The organism is Seohaeicola saemankumensis (assembly GCF_021021435.1).
Taxonomy (GTDB): domain Bacteria; phylum Pseudomonadota; class Alphaproteobacteria; order Rhodobacterales; family Rhodobacteraceae; genus Seohaeicola.
This window is the reverse complement of record NZ_JAINWI010000009.1, coordinates 37,423-55,578: the sequence shown is the minus strand read 5'-3', so window position 1 is coordinate 55,578 and position 18,156 is coordinate 37,423. Positions and strand designations below refer to the sequence as shown.

Genomic DNA, 18,156 nt, shown 5'->3' with positions numbered 1-18,156 from the left:
CGAGGTGCCCCGATGTTGCGACCACGCCCGTCCTTTCTATCATGCTTCGCCCTTGCAGGCGCGCTTGCCCTGTATGCGCCTGCACCCTCACAGGCCGAACCCCTGAACTTTACTCCCGACTGGCGCGAGCAGAATTTTCCGCGTCTGACACCGAACCGCTATGCTGCGCAGGGAACACGGCTGGATATTGTCTCGGATCAGGCGGTGTCGGTGATCTTTACAGCCCTGCCCGAAAGCCGCTGGTCCGCGCGGGATGCCAACTGGACATGGCGGGTAGAGCAATCCGTGCCGCCCACCGACCTGCGGCGCAAGGGTGGAGATGATCGCAATATCTCATTGTATTTTGTCTTCATGGATACAGAATCGGCCCGCCGCGCCGGTCCCAATCCACGTTTGCGAAGTCTCTTGGGCAATCGCAATGCGCGGATGCTGGTCTATGTCTGGGGCGGGGATCACAGTCGCGGCGAGGTGCTGGACAGCCCCTATCTTGAAGCGCGCGGAAAGACGCTGATCCTGCGCGGTGCAGGCACAGGCGCGCATGCGGAAACGGTCGATCTGGCGGCAGACTATGCCCGCATTTTCGGCAGCGCCCCCGCGGCGCTTGTGGGGGTCGCTGTCTCGGCCGATAGTGACGACACGCAAAGCGCCATCCGCGCGCGGGTCAGCGACATGGTGCTGCGCTAGGCCTGCTGGGTCAGGAAAACGCCCGCCGCCATCAATGCGATCCCAGCGCTGCGTGTCAGAGAGAGTGGGCTGATGCGCGCCCCGAACAGGCCGAAATGGTCGATCAGGGCGGCGCTGACCAATTGGCCCAGCAGCACGAAGAACACAGCATTTCCGACACCGAACTTGGGCGCGATGAAGGTGATCGACAGGATGTAGAATGCCACCAGAAGCCCCGCCAGAAACAGGTGTTTCGGCGCGGTGATCACAACGGCAAGGGAGGGGACCCCTTTCAGCGCCAGAATCAGCAGCGTCGTGCCAAGCGCCACGACAAACAGGATTGCTGCGGCCGCGACTGGCGAGCCGAGCCTTGTGCCCAGGCCTGCGTTCAAAGCGGCCAGAATCGGAATTCCGATCCCTGCGGCCAGCATGGTCAATGCATAGGCGGTTGTGGGCGGCATCATCTGGCCTTCTCCTCGGGGACAAAAAACGTGGCGGATGCGCTGGCCACAGGGCGCATATCGGGCAGCGCGACCAACTCGGCCTGCGCGAAGATCAACGCGCGACCGGCACGGGTGATGCGCCCGCTGCAGCGGATATGGCTGCCGCGTCCCGCGTTCAGGAACTGGGTGTCCAGATTGGTCGTGGCCACGTCGCGCGGTTTGCCGAAATGCGCGGCTGTGCACAGAACCATCGTTGTATCGGCCAGCGTCGCAAGGGCTTGTCCGCACACGATGCCGCCCATGCGGGCCACGGCATCCGTGACCGGCATGGACAGAACCACATGCCCTGCGGGGTCGACTTCATCCACGGTCAGATCCAGCGCCTGAACCCATGGCGCAAAGGCATCTGCCAGAAAATTCTGCGCATCAACCGGTTTGAACATCTACTGATCCCTTTTTCGTGTGCCCATGCAGATTGCAGCGCCCTACGGGATTTGCAACCTCTGATCCAGATCAAGGCGCGCTTCATGCGTTGCTGGCAAACTCAACCCACGGCAGAGGAGGCCCTTGATGCAAAAACCCGAAACGCGATCCCTGCGGCGCTTGAAAGCAGGTGCTATGTTAATATCGGGCGGTCTGGTGCTGTCCGGCTGCATGCCTGCACCTCCACCCGAACCGGGGGCGCAGGCCTATCAGGATTATTGCGCCATCTGCCACGGCCCCCGCGCCAAAGGGGATGGAGAACTGGCCGATAGACTTGCGGTGCCGCCGCCCGATCTGACGCAGATCAGTGCCCGCAATGGCGGTGTGTTTCCGCTGCGTGAGGTGGCCGACAGTGTCTATGGCTATGCGGGCAAACATGATCTTGATCTGATGCCCGAATTTACGGCGCTACTGGACGGACCCGAAACCGTTCTGAACGACGCCGAAGGGCGCGCGCAACCCGTCCCGCAGCGGTTGGCTGAAATGCTGGTCTATCTACAAAGTCTGCAACGTCCATAACCTGTCGCATTTCGCAAGGAGCCCGTTGATGAAAACTGCCCCTCTCGCTACCCTTGGCCTGATGCTGGGTCTTGCATTGCCAACCGCGCAGGCCAGTGCCCAGAATGCAGAGGAAGGTGCCGCGCTTTATCAGTGGTATTGTGCCAGTTGCCACGGGATCGGCGCGAATGGCGCAGGTCCGATGGCCCCCGTTCTTCTGGTGCAACCAACCGATCTGACAGGGTTGAGCGCCGCATCGGGCGGGGTCTTTCCGATTGTGCGCGTGATGCAACGGATTGATGGGCGCGATCCCCTTGTCAGTCACGGAAGCGAGATGCCGGTTTACGGCGCGATCTTTCAGGGTGATGATGTCGCGCTCAAGACGCCATCCGGACAACCGGTGCTGATGGGCCGCTCTGTGGCCGATCTGGTGCTTTACTTACAGGAGATCCAGAAATGAGACAGGTATTGATCGCCTCAGCCCTTGCAGGCTTGGCCATCGTCGGGGCCTGCGCCACCGTCGACATGCCGGAACCGGCCGAGGGGCAGATCGTTTTCGATCAGAACTGTGCGATCTGTCATGGTCCCTCGGGGCAAGGTGACGGGCTGATCGCGGAAAATCTTGATCCCGCGCCGCCCGATCTGACGCGGATCACCTTCCGCGCGCGCGACGTGTTCCCGCGCACACGCGTCTTGTCGGTGATCGACGGTTATACCCGCAAAAGCCCCGAAGAGAACATGCCCGAATTCGGACTTCTGTTGCAGGGCGAGACTGTGCCGGTTGTGCTGGAAGACGGAACCCTGTCACCCGTCCCGCGCCCCTTGGCGGCGCTGCTGGTCTATCTGGAAAGCATCCAGCGCTGACTACTCTGTGGCGGCCAGCACCGTTTCCGGCGTCAGACCGGATATTTCGAGGATCAGCTTGCGCTTGACGGCCGCCGCGAAATCATCGCGGCTGGTGGTGGGCAGGGTAAAGGCGTTGGGACCACCGATAATCTGGTTGCGATAGGCATCTTCCAGCGTGGCGGCGCGGCCCATGTCGTCATTCAGCATCAGAGGTAAGCCATTGACGGTGATCCCTGCCGCCAGCACCGTGTCACGTGCCTCGCTGATCGAGGGCCCGGACCAGTTGTTGATGCTGTCGCCCGAAAAGTCGATCACGCGACGCCAGCCGTTGATGTCGTTTTCCTCGATCAGTTGCATTCCGCGCAGCAGTGCCGAGCCGATTGCATTGCGCCCCATTGCGCGGCGCACGGGACTGTCCAGTTGCCCCGCAAAAGCCGCTGCTGCTGCGGGGCCGTCGATCCGCATCCAGTCCACGACAACAGCCTGATTAGCCGCCCATTCCACATAGGTGACGGCGATACTGCCATAGGCGGTGTTGCGGATCGCTGCGATTACATCGGGATCGGTCATCGCCACGGCATAGCCCTGTCGTTGCAGGCGCAATTCTTCCGGATCAATCGACCCCGAGGCATCGGCCATCAGGACCAGTTCCAGATCGGTGTCCTGCGCCATGGCGGGCAGGGCGGCGATGGACAGGGTCAGGGCAAGGATCAAACAGCGCATACTCGAAACAATAGGGCATCAGCACCGCTTGGGTAGGGCGCGCGTCCTTTCAGACGTCCAGTTCTTCGACGAACCGCGCATTCTCCGAGATATACTGGAACCGCAATTCCGGTTTCTTGCCCATCAGACGCTCGACCAGATCGCCGGTCTCGCCAGGTTCATCCTCGTCAATCGTGACGCGGATCAGCTTGCGGCTGGCAGGGTCCATCGTGGTTTCTTTGAGGTCTTTTGCGTCCATCTCGCCTAGACCCTTGAAGCGGCTGACGTCGATCTTGCCCTTGCCGCCCAGCCCCTTTTCCAGCCAGAGCGCTTTTTCTGCCTCGTCCAGACAATAGACGCGCTTGGCGCCTTGGGTCAGGCGAAACAGGGGCGGGCAGGCCAGATACAGATGGCCCGTGTCGATCATTGGCCGCATCTGGGTGAAGAAGAAGGTCATCAAGAGCGCCGCGATATGCGCGCCGTCCACATCGGCATCCGTCATAATGATGATGCGGTCATAGCGCAGATCGTCGATGTTGAATTTCGACCCCAGACTGACGCCAAGCGCCTGTGTCAGATCGCTGATCTCCTGATTGGACCCCAACTTGCCCGAGGCAGCACCCAGCACGTTCAGGATCTTGCCGCGCAAGGGCAGCAGGGCTTGGGTCTTGCGGTCGCGCGCCATCTTGGCCGACCCACCGGCCGAGTCGCCCTCGACGATGAACAGTTCCGTCCCCTCGCGGGTCGAGGATGTGCAATCGACCAACTTGCCGGGCAGGCGCAACTTTTTGGTGGCGGTCTTGCGCTGGGTCTCTTTCTCCTGACGGCGGCGCAGGCGTTCCTCGGCGCGCAGCACCATGAAATCAAGGATCGCGCCTGCGGATTTCGTATCGGCGGCCAGCCAGTTGTCGAAATGGTCGCGCACCGAGTTCTCGACAAGACGCGCGGCCTCCATCGTGGCCAGACGATCCTTGGTCTGGCCTACGAATTCCGGCTCGCGGATAAAACAACTGACCAGCGCGCAGCCGCCTGTCACAAGATCCTCGCGGGTGATTTCCTTGGCCTTTCGGTTGTTCACCAACTCGCCATAGGCGCGGATGCCCTTGAGGATCGCTGCCCAGAACCCTGCCTCATGCGTGCCGCCCTCGGGCGTAGGCACGGTGTTGCAATAAGACTGGATGAAGCCGTCGCGGGACGGGGTCCAGTTGATCGCCCATTCCACCTTGCCCGGCACATTGAATTTCTCGGAAAATTCGACCGTGCCCGCAAAGGGCCGATCCGCATAGGTCGAGGCTTTGCCAAGTGTTTCGTTCAGGTAATCGGACAGTCCGCCCGGAAAGTGGAACACGGCCTCTTGCGGGGTCTCGCCATCATTGATCGCGGATTTCCAGCGGATTTCCACGCCAGAAAACAGATAGGCCTTGGAGCGGATGGACTTGAACAGCCGCGCCGGCTTGAAACGATGCGAACCGAAAATCTGCTCATCCGCGTGAAAGGTGACTGTCGTGCCACGCCGGTTGGGGGCGGCACCGATCTTCCGGATCGGACCTTGCGGGATGCCGCGCGAGAAACGCTGCTCGTACAATTCCTTGTTGCGCGCGACCTGCACCACCATGGAATCCGATAGTGCGTTCACGACCGACGCGCCCACCCCGTGCAGACCACCCGAGGTCTGGTAGGCCTTGCCGGAAAACTTGCCGCCTGCGTGCAACGTGCACAGGATCACCTCAAGCGCGCTTTTGTCGGGAAACTTGGGATGCGGGTCGATGGGAATCCCGCGCCCGTTGTCGCGGATGGTGACGCTGTAATCCTCAAGCAACTCCACCTCGATACGGTTGGCATGGCCTGCCACCGCCTCGTCCATCGAGTTGTCCAGCACCTCGGCCACCAGATGATGCAGCGCACGCTCGTCCGTGCCGCCGATATACATGCCGGGGCGTTTGCGGACGGGCTCCAGCCCTTCAAGGACTTCGATGGAGGAGGCGTTGTAGTCGTCGGGGGCGGTTCCGGTCAAAAGATCGTTGGCCATGCATACTGCTTCTTTTTATGGGTTGGACCGCAGTATGTCAGACGGAAGCGTCAGGGGAAAGCGGTCTTGACGGTTTGCTGCACCCGAATGGTGGTGATCGCTTTTTCCGGAGCAGATGGGTATTTCCGGTAAGATGAACAGACAGGCGTTACCTTCATCCTGCCGCAAATAATCGAATGCAGCAGAGATATTAGCCGATCCAATCGCGGATGATCGCGGCGACCTCGTCCGGTTTCTGGTGACAGATCCAGTGATCTGCCCCGTTTATGCGGTGTATGGTCAGGTCGCTGGCATGGTCCTCAAGCCCGTCCAGACACTGCGTCAGCAGCGCCGTGTCGCCGGTGCCCCAGACCAGCAGATGCGGTTGCGGCACATGCAGGGCGTCGCGGGGCAGGGCGGGCAGATCGGTCAGCGGCTGCCCCGGTGGTGCCACTTGCAGGGGCGAGGCGCGATACCAGTTGACCATCCCGCGCATCCGACCGGGGCGCGCCCATTCGGTCTTGTAAGCGGTCAGTTTGGCGGGCGTCATCCAAGACAGATCCATTTTGGCGGAAAACAGATCCATCAGTTTGGCGAAATCGTCCTTGGCCAGCAAACCCTCGGACCCTTCCCGCCTGAGCCAAAGGATATATTGCGATGCATCCGACTGCGCGCCGCCCGCCGCCATCTCGCGCTGGAACGGCACCGGATGCACGCCGTTCAGGATGATCAGGCGGCTGACCTGTTCGGGCTGGCGTGCGGCCAGCACATAGGCGACAGATGCGCCCCAATCATGGCCGACTACCGTAACAGACCCACCACCCAGATGGTCGATCAAGGCCACCATATCGCCGACCAGTTTGCCGGTCGCATAATCCGCCACATGGGACGGTGCCCAGCTTTGACCATAGCCGCGCTGATCGGGCGCGATGCAGCGGAACCTGTCGGACAGGCGTTCAGCCAGTTCCACCCAAGCGCCGGAATATTCGGGAAAGCCGTGCAGCATCAGCATGATCGGGGCATCCTTGGCGCCCCATTCCAGATAGTGGAAAGGCTGGTCGTTCAGGGTGATGTGATGGCTTTGCATGGCTGTTTCCCTTTGAAGACCGCCCTTTGCAGGACGGCCATGTCGTTCTTATTCGGGCTGCAGGGTCTCGAATCGCAGGCCCATGGCTGTGCGGGGGGCAAAGCCGCGCCAGTAGCTATGCTCGGGCTTTTCAGTGCCATCCTCGTTCAGCGCCACGACTCCGTCAGCGGCATTTGGGACCAGATCAAAAAAGGCGGCCTTGTCGGTATCGCCTTTCAGGTGCAGGTCCATGAAACCTGTCGCGAAATGCTGTGCGATGTTGTTCATCCGCAGCGTGTCCCAGACAGGATCGGCGTAATGGTCGAAGGGGATGAAATCCAGTCCCTCAACCGCTTGCCAGCTTTCCACAGGCGCGGGCATCGGGGCTGCCGCGTTATGGTTGGCGTTCTCGAATGTCAGCAGGTGGCGCGTGATGCCACTGGCCTGCTCGAATATCTGGCGCATCGCTGGATAGATCGACACATCATCGACCGAGCCGGCCATGATCATCGTCGGCGCGCGTAATCCGGCCAGTCCAGACTCGTCCCAGAAGCCGTGCTGTCGGCCCCACGGGCCAATCGCGATGATCGCTTTGACGCGGTCGTCCAGGAGAGCCTCATGGCTGTCCGATCCGGCAAGGTTCGCGGCCAGCAATCCTTTGGGTGTGCCCCAAGACAGGTCGACCGCCGCCTGCGTGACGCCCGCGCCGCCGAAGATCAATGCGCCATAGCCGCCCATCGAATAGCCGATCACGCCCGTGTTGTCCGCGTCGATGATCGCGGCCAGATCGGGGGCTATGTCGCCAAGCCCTGCCATCCGGTCCAGTACGAATTGCTGGTCGCGGGGTCGGTTCAGCAAGGTCGATCCAAATGCCGCCTGATCCGAATAGGTGCTGTCGGTATGGTCGATCGAGGCCACGACATAGCCTTTGGAGGCAAGGTTTTCGGCCATATGCGACAACAAAAAGCGGTTGCCGGGATAGCCGTGGCTGATGATGACCAGCGGGAATGTCCCTTCTGCGGCGGCTGCATCGCGGGCGGCGCGGCCTGACAGGGTCGTTGGGGTGCGCCCGTCGCGGATGACGGTCTCGTAGGTCGTGCCTGCCTCGGTCCCGTCGGCGGCGGGATACCAGACCTCGACCGTCAGGGGGCGGTCATAGGTCGGTGTATCCGCATCGGTCACGTTCAGAATGTCGATCTGGTCGGCATGGGTGAAGGTCAATGTCCGTACCCCGATCACCTGGTCGCCGAAAGCGGCCAGTGCAGGGGCGTCGGGGCGGGTCTGGTCAATCGGGTTATGGGCTGTCATTTGCGCGGATACTGGACCTGAAACAATGGGGCTGGCAAGCAGCGCCAATGCCAGCGCCGTGGTTTTGAGCGGGGTCATGGGTCTCTCCTCCTCTGGGTGAGTGTATTGGACCCCGCGCAAGCCTTTGGCGCAACGGTTGCGGTAACTGTCGTTGCGTCAGTCCAGCGTGTGCGGGGCTGTGTCTTGCAGGACACGCTGCAGTTCATGCGACACGGCAAAATCGCAGGACCTCCCAGATTTGGCCATAATCTTTCGATATCTGCCTGTTCAACAGCGGGAAAAACGTTCCTTGCCCTGATGGGGCAGCGGGACATGAAACAGGAAAGGAAGCACAATGCGCGCAGTTTTTGGCCTCGTGCTGATCGCCGGTCTGGGTTTGGCCGGTTTTGCCGTCATGATGGCGAAAAAGCAGTTTGATGCCTATCAACAGCAGCTTGCCCAAGCGCAAAGCCAGCAGGGTGAAGTTATCCCGACGGTGGAGGTATTTGTTGCAAAGAAACTTCTGAATTACGGCGATGTCCTGAAAGAAGCGGATGTGCGCGCGGTGAAGTGGCCTGCCAATGCAATACCCGAAGGCAGCTTTGCTACGTTGAAAGATATCTTCCCCGACAACGAAAGAGCACCCCGTTTCGTGCTGCGCGTTATCGAGAAGGACGAGGCGCTCCTGGCCACCAAGGTCAGCTTGCCCGGCGAGGATGCTGGTCTGAATGCGCGGATTGAGCGCGGGATGCGTGCTTTTGCGATCAAGGTCGATGTGGCATCGGGTGTGTCGGGTTTCCTGCGTCCTGGTGACCGCGTGGATGTCTACTGGACTGGTATGGTCTCGGGTGATCTGGGCGCCGAGTTGCGCGGCGATATCACCAAGCTGATCGAGGCCAATGTGCGCCTGATCGCTGTGGACCAAAGCGCCAATGATGACAATTCTGAGGCGTCGATTGCCCGCACGGTAACAGTATCCGTGCGCCCCGATCAGGTGGCGGCGTTGGCGCAGGCGCAATCCACCGGACGGCTTTCACTGGCTCTGGTCGGCGTCAAGGACGATACCGTGGCAGAAGCGATCGAAATCGACCAGCGCGCGCTTCTGGGGCTGGTCCGTGCCGAAGCCCCGGAGCCTGTCCAGGTCGAGGAGGAAGTCGTTTGCTCGACACGCGTGCGCCGCGGGGCCGAGGTTGTGGTGTTGCGTATCCCCTGCACCAACTGATCGCCGACGGATTACCGTTGTCGTGATCGACCCACCCGGTTTGACAGCCATCGGGGAAAGAAATGCAAAAGGCAGGCTTGTTACAGAGCCTGCCTTTTTGATTCAGATCGGCGATCAGGTTTGGCAGTCTGCAGACGTGTTTTAGGCTCTGTTGCTGTTTATCCACATAACCAACGCGCCTGAAGCTATTGATTCTTGCAATAAATACGGAAATCGCACATGGTTGCGGCAAAGGCGGGCGCCAAAGACCCGCAACAGAGGCGTGATCGGAAAGGCAGGTCACATGAAAACGGATAGAATTTTGAAGGGCACCCTGTTCGGGTTGGCCCTTGCGGTTGGCCAGATTTTGGTCGCCCCTAGCGCTATGGCGCAGACCGTGCGTGTTTTGCAGGACAATCGTTCTGCCAGTCTTGAAGTGCCGATGAACCGCGCGGTTGTGGTTGAAAGCGAGACGCCGTTTGCAGAGTTGTCGATTGCCAACCCTGCCATTGCGGATATCTCGTCTTTGTCCGAGCGCACGATCTATGTACTTGGCAAGGCCCCCGGCACGACGACCCTGACGCTGCTGGATGCGAGCGGGCAGTTGATCACAAACGTCGACGTGCGTGTGGCCGCTGATATCAGCGAGTTCAAGGAAAGATTGGGGCAGATCCTGCCCGGTGAGAAGATCGAAGTCCGCACCGCCAATGACGGTATCGTGCTGTCGGGGACAGTCTCAAGCGCGGCCCGACTGCAGCGCGCCATTGATCTGGCGGAGCGCTACGCGCCCGAACGCGTTTCAAACCTGATGTCTGTGGGCGGCGTACAGCAGGTGATGCTAAAGGTGCGCTTTGCCGAGATGCAGCGCAGCGTATCCAAATCCCTCAGCGCCTCGCTGGCGCTGAACGGCAGTGCTTTCAGTAACGATCTGGGCCTGTCCGGGGGCAGCAACTCTTTGAACAACCTCGCAGCGCAGTCTTCGGGTCTTGCCGGGAGTATTCCGCCTGCGAATACGAATAACGGTGCGATGCTTCTTGGCTTCGGTGCAGGGGCTGTCGAGGTCGGCATTCTTCTGGAAGCCCTTGAAAACAAAGGTGCTGTGCGCACTTTGGCCGAACCTAACCTTGTGGCCCTGTCCGGACAGGAAGCCAAGTTTCTTGCGGGTGGTGAATATCCTGTGCCGATCGCACAGGATGGCGGCACAATCACGATCGAGTTCAAACCCTTCGGGATCGAGTTGAATTTCGTGCCACGTGTTGTCGATGGCGATCTGATCAACCTTGAAATGATGGCCGCTGTGTCGTCCTTGGACCCTTCCAACGGTATCCAGTTGAACGCTTTCCGCATCGACGCGTTCCAGCGTCGCGAGACATCGACGACGGTTGAATTGCGCGATGGCGAAAGTTTTGCCGTGGCCGGTCTGTTGCAGGACGACTTCCGCGATACGGCCAGTCAGGTGCCCTGGCTTGGTGACATTCCGGTTCTGGGGGCGCTGTTTCGCAGTTCGGACTATCGCCGTGCCCAATCGGAACTCGTCATTATCGTGACCGCGCATCTGGTAACCCCGACCCGTGGCGAGGCTCTGGCCCTGCCCACCGACCGGATCCGCCCGCCAAGCGAGCGTGACCTGTTCCTGTTCGGCCGCGTTGCACGCGAAGGTCAGCCTGCCCTGCGCGGTGCTGCCGGCGAGGTTGCCAAACAGGATTTCAACGGCTCCTATGGCTATGTGATGGACTGATCGGATGACTGGGAACATGTACAAGACACTTGCAGTGATCGGCCTGTTGGCAACCAGTGCCTGTTCCAGCGATGATCCGATCTACCGCAACTTCAACAACGAGGCTGGATCGACGATCGACAGCGGTTCATTCGGCAATGCAACGATGAACAACAGCATGGCGATGACAGACCGGCAGGGTTTCATCATCGACATGTCGCGCCGCTTTTCGCAGGAAGTGTCACCGATGGTGAATTTCGCCTTCAACTCGGCCGAGCTGGATGCGGCTGCACGCGACACGCTGCGCGAGCAGGCCAACTGGATCAGGCAATTCCCCGAAGTGCGCTTCCGCGTCTATGGTCACACCGATCTGGTCGGCTCTGATGCCTATAACAAGGCGCTGGGCTTGCGCCGCGCGCATGCGGTTGTGGCCTATCTGACAAGTCAGGGGATCAGCCGCGCACGGCTTGAAGCCGTGGTATCCTTCGGCAAGACCCAACCGCTGATTGTGACGGAAGGCCGCGAGGTCCGCAACCGGCGCACAGTGACCGAGGTTTCGGGCGTCTTCGAGAAACGCGCCAGCGAGTTGGACGGCAAATACGCCCGCGTCGTCTACCGCGAGTATATCAACAGCGCGACACCTGTAAGCGGTCTGACCGGTGTTTCGATCCGGAGTGATGCACAGGAATAACCGGCTCTAGTGCAGAATTTGCACGACCTGGCAGGGCCGACAGGCCCTGCCGCTTTTGCGCTGGCGCGGTGCAGAGATCCGCTCCCTAGATCCACACGCGCTTGCCCGCCCCTTGATTGCCACGATTGGGTTTCATTGCTGTGCAATGGTCCGGCAATGGCTGTCACGCGGATTTGATCGTCCAATGATACCGTACAATTACGATGTTTTGGCCCTAATGTTGCCTAGATTTTCCGCGACCTTGCCTGCAATGGGATAGCTTTGTCCGGCAGGTGCCGGGCACGGGTGGTCGGATGCCGGAACAGGAATGAACCCGCCAGAGGTTCTATATGTGCCTGCCTTGCCAGACGACGGCCCCCGAAGTCAAAGGATTGAGGCAAGATGAGTAGCAATGTGCACCATTCTCAGGAACCTGCGCCGATTGTGGCCTGCACGATCAGTCGGGATGTGCAGAACTTCGACCTTCTGATCGAGGACATGGAAGCCGCACTTGGTGAGAGCTGGGGCGATCTCGGTTTTGGCGAAGCGCTGGCCTTTTTCACGCAACCCGATGCCGAGGCTTTGGAGTTCGTGGCCATCGCGATGGATCAGGAAGACGAGGACGATCTTGTGCTGTTGGGCGAGATCATCCATCAGGCGCGCAGCCGCAATATCCGTGTGATCCTGATTGCCGAGGATGTAAGCCCCGCAGCCCTACACCAGCTTTTGCGTCAGGGCGCGGACGAATTTGTGCCCTATCCCTTGCCCGAGAACGAGCTTGAGGCCGCGATCCAGCGTATCCGTGCGCCTGAACCCGCACCTATCCTGCCGGAAGTTGACGAACGTTCGACGGCAACGGCTCGTAAATCCACCCATGACCGTGAAGGCGTTGTGATGGCGGTGCAAGGCATTGCCGGCGGCACCGGTGCCACTACATTCGCCGTCAATCTGGCGTGGGAGTTGTGCAATGTCGCCAAGAAGGGCAAGGCAAACCCGCGCGTCTGTCTGCTTGATCTGGACCTGCAATACGGGTCTGTCTCGACCTTCCTTGATCTGCCACGCCGCGAGTCTGTGTTCGAACTGCTGTCGGACACCGAATCAATGGATGGCGACAGCTTTACTGCGGCCATGATCGGCTTTGAGGAAAAGCTGCAGGTTCTGACCTCGCCCACCGATATGTTGCCGCTTGATCTGATCGGGTCGGACGATATCAACCGGCTTATTGCGATGGCCCGCCAGCATTTCGACTATGTCGTGATCGACATGCCACGCACGCTGGTCCAGTGGACCGAGGCCGTGTTGAACAGCGCCCATATCTATTTTGCATTGTTGGAACTCGATATGCGCTCGGCCCAGAACGCGCTGCGCCTCAAACGCGCGTTGCAAGCCGAAGACCTGCCGTTCCAGAAGCTGCGTTTCGCGCTGAACCGCGCCCCCGGCTTTACCGACCTGAGCGGCAAAAGCCGCGTCAAGCGGATGGCCGAGAGTCTTGGTATCTCGATTGATCTGATGCTGCCCGATGGCGGCAAGCAGGTCACACAAGGGGCAGATCACGGGATGCCGCTGGCACTGAGTGCTGCCAAAAACCCGCTCCGCAAAGAGATCGCCAAACTTGCGTTGTCCTTGCACGAGCTTGGCCAAAGCGAAGCAGACGCGGCCTGAACCGGAACATGGGGGAGACATAGATGTTTTCACGCTACAAAAAGACCGGTGCGGCTGATGGCGCAGCGAAAAGTCCGACACAGATTGGCAACTCGGTTGCAAAGCCTGTCACACGTCCCGCCGATGCCGCTCTTGCCAGCCAGCCTGCCTCGATCCGGCGGGCTTTGGCCGTTGCGCCGGAACAGACCCAGGCGATGGACCGCGACCGCAAGCGGCGTGAACGGCTTGGCGAGATCAAGCTGGAACTGCACCGTTCGTTGCTGGACAACCTGAACCTCAGCGCGCTGGATACGGCCAGCGAATCCGATCTGCGGGCAGAAATCACCTCGATTGCCTCGGAAGTACTTGAGGAAAAGGGCATCGTGCTGAACCGCGAGGATCGCACGCAGCTCACGCAGGAGCTTTATGACGAGGTCAAAGGGCTGGGCCCGCTGGAAACGCTGCTCAAGGATGACAGCGTCAACGATATTCTGGTCAACGGCCCGCGCCGTATTTTTGTAGAACGCGCGGGCAAGCTGGAATTGACGGACATTACCTTCAAGGATGAAAAGCACCTTTTGCGGATCATCGACAAGATCGTGTCTGCCGTGGGCCGCCGCGTGGACGAATCCAACCCCTATGTTGACGCCCGTCTGGCCGATGGTTCGCGTTTCAACGCGATGGTGCCGCCTGTGGCGGTGGACGGATCGCTGGTCTCTATCCGTAAATTCAAAAAGGAAAAGCTGGCAATTGACGATCTGGTCCGTTTCGGGGCCTTTTCCGAAGAAATGGCCGCCTACTTGCAAGCGGCTGTTGCGACGCGCCTGAATATCATCGTGTCGGGTGGTACGGGTTCGGGTAAGACGACAACCCTGAACGCCCTGTCATCCTTCATCGACAATGCCGAACGCATCCTGACGATTGAGGATACGGCCGAACTCCAGTTGCAGCAGGTCCATGTGGGCCGGATGGAAAGCCGCCCGCCCAACGTCGAGGGCAAAGGCGCAGTCACGCAGCGCGATTGCTTGCGCAACGCCCTGCGGATGCGTCCTGACCGGATTATCGTCGGCGAAACCCGCGGCGAGGAAGTGATCGACATGTTGCAGGCCATGAACACCGGCCATGACGGGTCAATGACGACGATCCACGCCAACTCGGCCCGCGACGGTGTCAGCCGTCTGGAAAACATGATTGCAATGGCGGGGATCGAAATGCCCATCAAGGCGGTCCGCAGCCAGATCGCCAGCGCTGTTAACCTGATCGTGCAGGTCAACCGCCTGCAGGACGGTAGTCGCCGCATGACCTCGATCACCGAGATTACGGGGATGGAGGGCGAGGTGATCTCGATGCAGGAAGTGTTCAAGTTCCAGCGCGTGGGCCTTACGCCCGAAAACAAGATCATCGGCCATTTCACGGCCACAGGTGTGCGCAGCCACTTCTCGGAACGCTTCCGCCTGTGGGGATACGATCTGCCCGCATCCATCTTTGAACCTATCGCAGCGGAGTAGACCCAATGACCATCAGTATCGAACCGCTTATCTACGGTCTGATTTTCTTTGGCGTTCTGGTGCTTGTCGAGGGTCTGTATCTTGTCGTTTTTGGCAAGTCGATTAGCCTGAACAGCCGTGTGAACCGGCGTCTGGAAATGCTTGAGAAGGGCACGCGCCGCGAAGAGGTGATGGAAACGCTGCGCAAGGAAATGCGCCAGCATATGAATTCGCGCTCTATCCCGCTCTATTCCATGCTGGCGGATCGGGCCCAGAAAGCGGCCATTGCCTTCACGCCGATCCAGTTGATCATGATCATGGTTGCTGTCAGCGTCGTATCGTTTTTGGGGCTGACAATCGGCACCGCCTCCGAAGCGCCGGTGCGTGCGCTTCTGTCGGTCGGAATGGGAGTAGGGGGCGTCTATTTCTGGGTCAACTCCAAAGCCAAGAAACGTATCTCGATGATCGAGGAGCAATTGCCGGATGCGGTCGAACTGATGGTGCGCTCGTTGCGCGTCGGGCATCCGTTCTCGTCCGCGATCCAGATCGTCGCCAAGGAAGTAGCCGACCCGCTGGCGACCGAATTCGGGATTATCGCCGACGAATCCGCTTATGGGCGCGATATCGGCGAGGCGCTCAAGGACATGGCAGAGCGTCTGGATATGCAGGATCTGCGCTTTCTGGCGGTCGCGGTGACGATCCAGCAACAGTCGGGCGGTAACCTTGCAGAGATTCTGGCTGGCCTGAGCCGCGTGATCCGCGCGCGGTTCCGTCTGTTCCGGCGCGTCAAAGCCATCACCGCCGAGGCGCAATGGTCGGGCAAGTTCCTGTCCGGCTTTCCGATTTTCGCACTCATCGCGATCAATGTGATGGACCCCAACTATTATGACGCCGTACTGGACCACCCGTGGTTCATTCCCGCCTGTATTGCTGTCGGGTTGTTTCTTGCCGCCAACCTGATCGTCATGCGTATGCTGACCGACATCAAGGTTTGAGGAGAACACCATGGATGCAATCATGAACCTCATGACCGCGCAGTTCGGCGAAATGGGGCCGATGATCCTGGTCGGAGGCTTGGGTCTTGTGCTGATCCTTGCCACCATTCCGATGATGCTGTCCCCGCGCAAGGACCCGTTGGACAAGTTGCGCGAAAGTGCCAATGCGGCCCGGAACACGGCGGCAACCGGCAAGGCGTTGCGGACTTCCAAGGGCAATGACAAGCTGCAGAAATACTCGACATTTCTGGAGCCGCAGGACGAGACCGAATATTCTGCAATTCGCATGAAGTTGATGCAGGCTGGCTATCGAAGCAAGGAAGCTGTGCGAGCTTTCCATTTCGCGCAATTTGCTCTTGGAGTCCTGTTCCTGATCGGTGGCGTGATCTACTACCTGCTGAACCTTGCCGGAAAGCCCGACACGACCACACAGGACGCCATGATGTATATTCTGGGGCCGGGTGTCGTGGGCTATATGATCCCGAAATACTGGGTCACCAAGCGGCAGCAAACGCGTCAGGAAGAGATCACATCGGGCTTTCCCGATGCGCTTGACATGATGCTGGTCTGCGTCGAGGCGGGCCAATCGCTTGACCAATCGATCATCCGTGTCTCGCGGGAATTGCGCGCTTCCTATCCCTCGCTTTCGGACGAGTTCGAGATCGTCAGCTACGAGATCAAGGCCGGCAAGGATAAACCCTCCGTTCTGGCCGATATGGGCGAACGGTGTGGCGTCAGCGATATTTCCAGTTTCGTGACCGTGCTGGTGCAATCGGCCACTTTCGGTACCTCGATTGCCGACGCGCTGCGGGTCTATGCCGAGGAAATGCGTGACAAACGCGTGATGCGTGCCGAAGAAAAGGCAAACAAGTTGCCTACCAAGATGACACTTGTCACTATGATGCTGACCGTGCCGCCGCTGCTGATCATTCTGGTCGGACCTTCGGTGGTGGGGATCCAGAATCTGGGGAATATGTAAGTCTATCATGGCATCACGCCCGCGCGGAATTCGCTCCGCATTCACATTGGGGATCATCCTGACCCTGGCCGCCTGCTCGTCAGGCGGCCTTGGTGCGTCGCGTGACAGCCCCTATGCGCCCGGTATCCGTCCGGGCGCCGAGGCCGAGGATGGGTTGATCGTCGGTCACCGCTTGATGGATGCAGGCGAATTCGAACTGGCGCTTAAGGCGTTTACACGTGCGGCGGCGCAGGACGGGTTGACCGTCGATGTGTTATCCGCCCTTGGCAGCGCCAATCTGGGCCTTGGCCGGTTGGGGCAGGCCGAAACGCTGTTGCGCCGCGCCATCGCCACCGATGAGGCGATCCCCCAGACATGGAACAACCTTGGTGTCGTGCTGATGGAGAAAGGCGAGACCGCCGAGGCCGAGCAAATTTTCCGCAGGGCCTATGCGCTGGACAATGGCGAAAGTGACTCAATTCGTGACAATCTTCGCTTGGCACTCGCAAAAAATGAAAATCCGGACTATGATGTGGTGGAACAAGACTACAAAATGGTCCGGCGCGGCACGAGCGACTTCCTGCTGCGGCGGATAAACTAGACGGCAGAGCAGCAATAAAGGACGCAAAAATGCGCCACCCCATTTTCCTGACCCTGTGTCTGACAGGGGCTTTTGGTCTGGCGGCTTGCCAGGACGCAGGCAATGACAGTGTAGACCGGGCCATGCAGGCCGTGAACGTCGTTGACGAAAGCAATCTTGGCGACATCATGTTGACCGTGGCCGACCCCAACGAGGCGGTCGTCTATTTCACACGTACATCAGCAGAACAGCCCGACAGGGTCGATCTGCAACGGGGCCTCGCGCAATCGCTGGTGCGTGCTCAGCGCCCTGTCGAGGCAGCCGCCGCATGGCGCACCGTCACCAAACATCCCGAATCCACGCATGAGGACAAGGTCGAACTGGCCGATGCCTTGATCCGTGCCAGTGATTGGGAAGGGGCCAAGACCGCGCTCAATTCGGTTCCGCCAACCTATGAAACCTTCAAGCGTTACCGCCTGGAAGCGATGGTGGCCGATGCCAACAAGGACTGGAAACGCGCCGACAGTTTTTATGAAATCGCAATGGGGCTGACCACGCGCCCCGCCGGTGTGATGAACAACTGGGGCTTTTCCAAGCTGACACGCGGCGCCTATCCCGAGGCCGAACGTCTGTTCACAGATGCCATCCGGCAGGATAACGCGATGTTCACGGCCAAGAACAACCTTGTTCTGGCGCGCGCCGCGCAACGCAACTACACCTTGCCGGTGATGCCGATGACCCAGCTTGAAAGAGCGCAACTGCTGCACACGCTGGGGCTTAGCGCGGTCAAGCAGGGCGATGTCGAAACCGCCAAAGGCCTGTTGCGTGACGCGGTCCAGACCCATCCACAACATTTCGACGAAGCGGTTCGCAGTCTTGCGGCCCTTGAAAACAACGTGCGCGGCTGATCC

19 protein-coding genes are annotated in these 18,156 nt (G+C 59.8%); 13 read left to right on the top strand and 6 right to left on the bottom strand.

Features of this window, described 5'->3' with window-relative positions:
* Positions 1 to 12: 12 nt before the first annotated feature.
* The gene (locus tag K7H22_RS05580; protein WP_230799748.1) at positions 13 to 684 is read left to right on the top strand and encodes a DUF3047 domain-containing protein; all 672 of its coding nucleotides are present in this window, start codon (positions 13 to 15) and stop codon (positions 682 to 684) included.
* Here K7H22_RS05580 and K7H22_RS05575 read toward each other — a convergent pair.
* Both K7H22_RS05575 and K7H22_RS05570 read right to left on the bottom strand, forming a co-directional pair.
* Positions 681 to 1,124 (bottom strand): DMT family transporter, encoded by a 444-nt coding sequence (locus K7H22_RS05575; protein ID WP_230799967.1) that lies wholly within the window; start codon positions 1,122 to 1,124, stop codon positions 681 to 683. The two genes, K7H22_RS05580 and K7H22_RS05575, sit on opposite strands and share 4 nt — an antisense overlap.
* Positions 1,124 to 1,549 carry a PaaI family thioesterase gene (locus K7H22_RS05570; protein ID WP_230799747.1) on the bottom strand — a complete coding sequence of 142 codons (426 nt, stop codon included), beginning with the start codon at positions 1,547 to 1,549 and terminating at the stop codon, positions 1,124 to 1,126. The genes K7H22_RS05575 and K7H22_RS05570 overlap by 1 nt, the downstream gene beginning before the upstream one ends.
* 127 nt (positions 1,550 to 1,676) lie before the next feature.
* Between K7H22_RS05570 and K7H22_RS05565 the strand changes: the two genes are divergently transcribed.
* The 3 genes from K7H22_RS05565 to K7H22_RS05555 are packed head-to-tail and all read left to right on the top strand — an operon-like array spanning position 1,677 to position 2,951.
* Entirely contained in the window at positions 1,677 to 2,108 is a 432-nt protein-coding gene (locus K7H22_RS05565; RefSeq protein ID WP_230799746.1) for a c-type cytochrome, read from the top strand.
* A 28-nt stretch (positions 2,109 to 2,136) separates the two neighbouring features.
* Entirely contained in the window at positions 2,137 to 2,547 is a 411-nt protein-coding gene (locus K7H22_RS05560) for a c-type cytochrome (RefSeq protein WP_230799745.1), read from the top strand.
* On the top strand, positions 2,544 to 2,951 hold the full coding sequence (locus tag K7H22_RS05555) for a c-type cytochrome (protein WP_230799744.1): 408 nt from the start codon (positions 2,544 to 2,546) through the stop codon (positions 2,949 to 2,951). The genes K7H22_RS05560 and K7H22_RS05555 overlap by 4 nt, the downstream gene beginning before the upstream one ends.
* Here the strand turns inward: K7H22_RS05555 and K7H22_RS05550 are convergent, their stop codons facing one another.
* From K7H22_RS05550 to K7H22_RS05535, 4 genes are all read right to left on the bottom strand, one after another.
* A complete protein-coding gene (locus K7H22_RS05550) occupies positions 2,952 to 3,656 on the bottom strand; it encodes a DUF1194 domain-containing protein (RefSeq protein WP_230799743.1) in 705 nt (234 codons plus the stop codon). It abuts the gene before it with no gap.
* Positions 3,657 to 3,705: 49 nt separating this feature from the next.
* Entirely contained in the window at positions 3,706 to 5,664 is a 1,959-nt protein-coding gene (parE, locus tag K7H22_RS05545) for a DNA topoisomerase IV subunit B (protein ID WP_230799742.1), read from the bottom strand.
* A 190-nt stretch (positions 5,665 to 5,854) separates the two neighbouring features.
* On the bottom strand, positions 5,855 to 6,730 hold the full coding sequence (locus K7H22_RS05540) for an alpha/beta fold hydrolase (RefSeq protein WP_230799741.1): 876 nt from the start codon (positions 6,728 to 6,730) through the stop codon (positions 5,855 to 5,857).
* Positions 6,731 to 6,778: 48 nt separating this feature from the next.
* The gene (locus K7H22_RS05535) at positions 6,779 to 8,095 is read right to left on the bottom strand and encodes an alpha/beta hydrolase family protein (RefSeq protein WP_230799740.1); all 1,317 of its coding nucleotides are present in this window, start codon (positions 8,093 to 8,095) and stop codon (positions 6,779 to 6,781) included.
* Between the two features lie 256 nt (positions 8,096 to 8,351).
* Between K7H22_RS05535 and cpaB the strand changes: the two genes are divergently transcribed.
* The 9 genes from cpaB (at position 8,352) to K7H22_RS05490 (ending at position 18,153) form a co-directional block, all read left to right on the top strand.
* On the top strand, positions 8,352 to 9,218 hold the full coding sequence (gene cpaB, locus K7H22_RS05530; protein ID WP_230799739.1) for a Flp pilus assembly protein CpaB: 867 nt from the start codon (positions 8,352 to 8,354) through the stop codon (positions 9,216 to 9,218).
* A gap of 283 nt (positions 9,219 to 9,501) precedes the next feature.
* Entirely contained in the window at positions 9,502 to 10,935 is a 1,434-nt protein-coding gene (locus tag K7H22_RS05525; protein ID WP_230799738.1) for a type II and III secretion system protein family protein, read from the top strand.
* A gap of 4 nt (positions 10,936 to 10,939) precedes the next feature.
* Positions 10,940 to 11,605: an OmpA family protein gene (locus K7H22_RS05520; RefSeq protein ID WP_230799737.1), complete on the top strand. Its 666-nt coding sequence runs from the start codon at positions 10,940 to 10,942 to the stop codon at positions 11,603 to 11,605.
* 381 nt (positions 11,606 to 11,986) lie between these two features.
* Positions 11,987 to 13,246 (top strand): AAA family ATPase, encoded by a 1,260-nt coding sequence (locus K7H22_RS05515; RefSeq protein WP_230799736.1) that lies wholly within the window; start codon positions 11,987 to 11,989, stop codon positions 13,244 to 13,246.
* A 23-nt stretch (positions 13,247 to 13,269) separates the two neighbouring features.
* Positions 13,270 to 14,733, top strand: coding sequence for a CpaF family protein (locus K7H22_RS05510; RefSeq protein ID WP_230799735.1), 1,464 nt, complete (start codon positions 13,270 to 13,272; stop codon positions 14,731 to 14,733).
* 5 nt (positions 14,734 to 14,738) lie between these two features.
* Positions 14,739 to 15,707, top strand: coding sequence for a type II secretion system F family protein (locus K7H22_RS05505; protein WP_230799734.1), 969 nt, complete (start codon positions 14,739 to 14,741; stop codon positions 15,705 to 15,707).
* A 22-nt stretch (positions 15,708 to 15,729) separates the two neighbouring features.
* Positions 15,730 to 16,686, top strand: coding sequence for a type II secretion system F family protein (locus tag K7H22_RS05500; RefSeq protein WP_419248152.1), 957 nt, complete (start codon positions 15,730 to 15,732; stop codon positions 16,684 to 16,686).
* A gap of 7 nt (positions 16,687 to 16,693) precedes the next feature.
* On the top strand, positions 16,694 to 17,266 hold the full coding sequence (locus K7H22_RS05495) for a tetratricopeptide repeat protein (protein ID WP_230799732.1): 573 nt from the start codon (positions 16,694 to 16,696) through the stop codon (positions 17,264 to 17,266).
* 29 nt (positions 17,267 to 17,295) lie between these two features.
* Positions 17,296 to 18,153, top strand: a complete 858-nt coding sequence (locus K7H22_RS05490; RefSeq protein ID WP_230799731.1) for a tetratricopeptide repeat protein — start codon at positions 17,296 to 17,298, stop codon at positions 18,151 to 18,153.
* Positions 18,154 to 18,156 lie beyond the last annotated feature (3 nt).